Origin of the sequence: Nocardiopsis sp. RV163 (genome assembly GCF_001029525.1) — a bacterium.
Taxonomy (GTDB): Bacteria; Actinomycetota; Actinomycetes; order Streptosporangiales; family Streptosporangiaceae; genus Nocardiopsis; species Nocardiopsis dassonvillei.
The window spans coordinates 1-2,491 of sequence record NZ_LEKI01000301.1 but is presented as its reverse complement, the minus strand read 5'-3'; the positions used below and the strand labels follow the sequence as shown (position 1 = coordinate 2,491).

At 76.0% G+C, this 2,491-nt stretch carries 2 protein-coding genes and 3 pseudogenes; 4 read left to right on the top strand and 1 reads right to left on the bottom strand.

Translation table 11 applies throughout. From position 1 onward, the window contains the following. Window positions 1-252: pseudogene (locus ABD54_RS26250) on the top strand (sulfite exporter TauE/SafE family protein); the annotation flags it as partial. A 116-nt stretch (window positions 253-368) separates the two neighbouring features. On the opposite strand, the gene ABD54_RS26245 reads toward ABD54_RS26250, so the two are convergent. Further along, window positions 369-944 (bottom strand): snapalysin family zinc-dependent metalloprotease, encoded by a 576-nt coding sequence (locus ABD54_RS26245; protein WP_047872234.1) that lies wholly within the window; start codon window positions 942-944, stop codon window positions 369-371. 406 nt (window positions 945-1,350) lie between these two features. On the opposite strand from ABD54_RS26245, the pseudogene ABD54_RS29645 reads away from it, so the two are divergent. The 3 genes and pseudogenes from ABD54_RS29645 to ABD54_RS26235 form a co-directional block, all read left to right on the top strand. After that, window positions 1,351-1,479 (top strand): annotated as a pseudogene (locus ABD54_RS29645) (helix-turn-helix transcriptional regulator); the annotation flags it as partial. A 373-nt stretch (window positions 1,480-1,852) separates the two neighbouring features. After that, the gene (locus ABD54_RS29290; RefSeq protein WP_235432209.1) at window positions 1,853-2,038 is read left to right on the top strand and encodes a DUF664 domain-containing protein; all 186 of its coding nucleotides are present in this window, start codon (window positions 1,853-1,855) and stop codon (window positions 2,036-2,038) included. A 175-nt stretch (window positions 2,039-2,213) separates the two neighbouring features. Further along, window positions 2,214-2,491: pseudogene (locus tag ABD54_RS26235) on the top strand (hypothetical protein); the annotation flags it as partial.

Here is a 2,491-nt window from a genome sequence, read left to right as displayed (position 1 = left end):
AGCGCGCTCGCGGTGGCCGGTTCGCTCGTCGGGGTGCGCCTGGCCTCCCGCGTGCCCGAAGCCGCCCTGCGCAAGGGGTTCGGTGGCTTCGTGCTGATCACGGGGGTGTTCGTGCTGCTCCAGGGGCTCTCCGACCCCCTCGGTGCGGTCCTGGTCGCCGTGGCGGCGGGTCTGGCGGCCCTGACCCTGGTGTGCCGCCTGGTCGGTGACCGCTGTCCTCTGGTACCCCTGCTCCGGCCGCGCGCGGGATGACCACGCCCTCCGGGCGCGAGGGGGTGTGCGCCGGCCCGGGCGCCGGCCCGCCGGTGCGGACCGGCGCCCGAGCCAGTCGTGTTCGGAGCCCGGGCGCCCGCCCGGGCGCGGTCGGCTCAGAAGCGGTCGACCAGGAGCTGCCCGTCGGCGGCGCGCTGGCCGCTCAGGCCGCTGCCGTAGTTGGCCTCCACCCGCGAGCGCTCGGAGGCGTTGGGGTAGCGGCTGGTGCAGTCCACGCCGCCGGTGGAGCCCGACATCAGCGACGAGCACGGGCCGGGCTTGGCGTCGGGCAGGCCCAGGCTGTGGCCGAGTTCGTGCGCGGCGATGCGCACCGCGTCGTAGCCCTGGGCGGTGCCCTGGCGGCCCATCCAGACGGTGACCTGCCCGCCCGGGCGCACCGGGCCCAGGTGGGCGCGGGGCCAGCCGTCGTCGGCGACGATCCGGATCTCGGCGCGCCGTCCTGCGGAGGCCGGTTCCAGGCGCACGTTGCTGACGCTGGAGTTCCACACGTTCACGGCGGAGGCGACGGCGGAGGTGTACTCCGCGGCCCGGCTGGCGTCGTAGTACAGGACGGTCTGGCGCAGCGGCTGGGTCTGCTCCGCGGGCGCGGCGGTGGCCGGGGCGGTGCCCACCAGTGTCAGCGCCAGGGCGCTCAGGGCGATCACGACGGGCATGAGGACGCGTCTCAGCATGGGGGTCTCCCGGGGGTGAGGGTGCTGATACTGCTTGGTGACCCGGTGGGGTCGGGTCGATGCTATGCGTAGCTTCGTGTCGTCACAAGACGTGCGGAACGCCTAATTGGGGCACCGAGTACCGGTCCGGAGGTTCCGGGGAGAGGGCGCCGTTCTGTTGGAAGGGTCCGGTGCGACAGAGGAACCCGTACGCCGGGACCACCGGGAGGCACCTTCCGGTGGGCCACCGTCCCGCCCGGCCGCGGTGCGCGCGGACTGCCGCGCAGCCGTTTCCGGCCGGGAGGGTGGGTGCTCGGGGGCGCAACCACCCCACCGGCCCGGACGGATCACCGTTCCCACCACCGCGCCATAGGTTGCGGATACGGATGGGAGCGGGAACCGCCGTGCCGACGACGGCGACGCCGAGGTGCTGCGCGCCGTGGGCGCGCGGCTGCGGGGCCTGCGCAACCGCGCGCGGCTGACCCCCGCCGAACTGTCGGAGCGCACAGGGGTCACCCCGAGCACGCTGTCGCGCCCGGAAACCGGGCGCGTGCAGCCGACGCTGGGCCAACTGCTCCCGCTCTCGCGCGTGTACCGGGTGCCCATCGACGAACTGGTGGACGCGCCCAGGGCGGGCGACCCCCGGGTGCGCCCGCACCCTGTGCGCCGCTTCGGCCTGACGTTCGTCCCGCTCGCGCCGTACGGGGGCGACGCCGAAGGGTTCGACGAGGACGGCCGATACGCCCTCGCGCCGACGCGACCAGCCCCGCCCAGGACGGGGTCCGCGGACAAGGAGGTCCTCACGGGGTTCCTGGCCTGCCTGCGCGGGAGCGTCCTCGCCAAGCTGGACGGCGCGCCGGAGCAGCACGTGCGCACACGCCGACACCGACGAGACCACGGCGGGCGTTCTGTAGGGATATCGCGCGGCCGTGGCCGCCGCCGACCGGGCCATCGCCGCCTGCGACGACCTCGGCGGGCCCGCGCACGCGGGGCGCCGGAACGGACCGGCCCCGTCGATGCGGTGGGCGCTCGTGCACATGGTCGAGGAGACCGGCCGCCACGCCGGGCACCTGGACATCCTCCGCGAACTGGTGGACGGCCGCACCGGTCGCTGACCCCCACCGCGTCCTCCCGCGCACCCGTCCCGCCGCCTTCACGGGCCGGGACCGGTGCGGCGGAGGCGTCAGCGGCCCCCGGAGGCGGAGGCCGGGTCCGCCGCCGGAAGCCGCGGCCTCCCCCTATCCCGTGGCCGCCGAAGGCCCCGGCGACACCACCGCTACAGTTCCTGGCATGGACCGGCACACCTCCACGCGGCGACAGCGCACCCTCGCGGTGCCGCTGGTCGCGCTGGTGCTCATGTGCTTCATGTGCGCGCTGTGCCACAGCACGGGCCCGGTCGCCCAGGCCGTCCCCTCGGCCACAGCCGCCGCGTCCACCGCTACCACCGCCGCCGCGACGGCCGACTGCCCGGAGCGGCCCCGGGAGGCCGCCTCGGTCACCGGCGCGGCCCCGGCCGCCGCCCCGCAGACCGCGCACGCGTGCGAGGCCACCGAGGGACACGGACTGCC